General features: G+C 35.4%; 4 protein-coding genes. All 4 read right to left on the bottom strand.

Annotated elements, in window-relative coordinates; genetic code table 11:
* The coding region (locus ABT369_RS57740) for a rolling circle replication-associated protein (protein WP_350627256.1) at positions 1-511 on the bottom strand (511 nt) is incomplete at its 3' end.
* A gap of 283 nt (positions 512-794) precedes the next feature.
* On the bottom strand, positions 795-1,028 hold the full coding sequence (locus ABT369_RS57735; RefSeq protein ID WP_350627254.1) for a hypothetical protein: 234 nt from the start codon (positions 1,026-1,028) through the stop codon (positions 795-797).
* Between the two features lie 294 nt (positions 1,029-1,322).
* Positions 1,323-1,532, bottom strand: a complete 210-nt coding sequence (locus ABT369_RS57730; protein WP_350627252.1) for a hypothetical protein — start codon at positions 1,530-1,532, stop codon at positions 1,323-1,325.
* 105 nt (positions 1,533-1,637) lie between these two features.
* Positions 1,638-1,920: hypothetical protein (locus ABT369_RS57725; protein ID WP_350627250.1), on the bottom strand; the 283-nt coding region annotated here is incomplete at its 5' end.

The raw sequence follows: 1,920 nt of genomic DNA, 5'->3' as shown, positions 1-1,920 counted from the left end.
TTTTTTCCCGACTTCTAATTTTAGTAAGAGTAGTAAAACCATGATCCCAATCACTACAATTATATACTTTCACGCCTTTATGTTTAACGCCTGAATCACGTATAACAGCGTTCAATCCGCCAGTAACACCATGAAAATGAATAGCACCATCTTTATGAAGCTCAGGGATCATAATATAATCGAATTTTCCATGCTTCTTTCTCATACGTTCAAGCCATCGTCCCATTTTCTCAAATGCAACAGCATAATTATATCTATCAGAATCAAAAGTCAAAGTCCAAAAATAGTTGAATTCATTAGATAATACATAATCTTTTATTTTGGTACGAATTTTCCATAGATTTCTAATTTTCTCTAACTCTTTTTCGTCGTCAGTTTTCTCGGTTTTTTCAGAAATAGATACATCGATAGAATCATCATCAATTTTAACGATTAATGCATTCTTATAAACCGTCAATGTCTTGTCGCCGTTGGGATAGGACTTTATTTTAGTCTTGTATAGTCTCGTCATATTTCTTCCGTTAAGTTACCCGTATGTCAAGTAGACGGGCAACAGCGAATCCCCCTTCCTTTTCCATATTTCATCCGAAATGAATAATCAAATATATTGTTAAAAAATGAACAGAGACAATATAGCCGAATTTATGGAAAGGTGCAGAAATGCTTGCCACGCTCACGCGCGGACTGCATTTGCTGCCCCTCTTTCCATAAAAGTCACTTTATATGTTTTCTATCCTTTAATACAACAATTTTTAGTTATCCATTTCATGCTATAATATAGCAATGCGAATGCGTTATTGTCTCATGAATGCCTGCGAAGCGGATTGAACACTAACCATTCGTTTTTTTATATCTTTTTTCAATAAGTTGTCTCGCACTTGAGACAATTCATCTCTATACCAATCTATTTTCGTTTCTAAAGCCTCTGACATATCCGCACCATGTTCTAGCGCCAAATAATCTAATACCTCTAATTGAGCTGTTATAAGTCCAATTTCATAAACAGAATCTTTTGTTTTTTCTTTCATGCTTTTCTCTCCTTAAATTTATTTCGTGTACATATTATGTACATTTAACCGCCTGTTAGAAAGGGCTGTTAATATATCTATAACCGCAAGCATTGACAGCAGGAACCCGCTTACTGTGCAGAAATTAGGAGACTTCAGCCATGGAAACAACCAATCCTAAATTTCCACGCTGAAGCTTCAACAGGATAGCACAGACGCCCTACTGTAAATGCACCGCTACGCTTTGCTCAGATCTAAATCTAAAATAGGTAAACTTTCCATATTTAGCCGCCTGTTAGAGGGAGCTGCTACTAATTAAAGAGTTTTGTTTTCTTTAGCTTTAACATGTTCAAACATAGCGTTAGCTTCTTTAGTCATAGTCATGGAATCCGATTGACGTTTTATCGTATCAACACACATTGCTATATATGCATTCTTAGTAATCCCTATACGCTTTGCTTCAGCTACACAATAATCATTAAGTTCTTCCCCAAGCGACATAGAAAACTTAACATTCCCACTCACGTAATCACCTCCAAATCACTTTTATGTAACTAATATACCACCTGATAGGTTTTCAAGCAACAAAAAACTGCAATAGTTTTCAACCATTGCAGCACATGTTATAATTTATTTGATTTTATAGATCAAGCAAGTATCATTCTCATAGTCTGGTTGCAACCCCAGGCCTAAATCTTGCACACTATACTCAACCGCTGGTACTCTCAACCCACGAGAACACCAGTATTTTTTTTTGCCTTTTCCAACAATAGAATTTTGCATTTCTTTCGTAACATATTTAGTAATATAGCTTGCTGTTTTTTCCCGACTTCTAATTTTAGTAAGAGTAGTAAAACCATGATCCCAATCACTACAATTATATACTTTCACGCCTTTATGTTTAACGCCTGAA

The organism is Dactylosporangium sp. NPDC000244, from assembly GCF_040300725.1.
Classification (GTDB): Bacteria; Actinomycetota; Actinomycetes; order Mycobacteriales; family Micromonosporaceae; genus Dactylosporangium.
The sequence above is the reverse complement of the archived record's forward strand: the minus strand, read 5'-3'. Positions and strand labels throughout refer to the sequence as shown.

Excerpts from the sequence above, each read along its gene's own strand:
- ABT369_RS57735 (WP_350627254.1), bottom strand. The coding sequence starts at position 1,028 with ATGAAAGAAAAAACAAAAGATTCTGTTTATGAAATTGGACTTATAACA.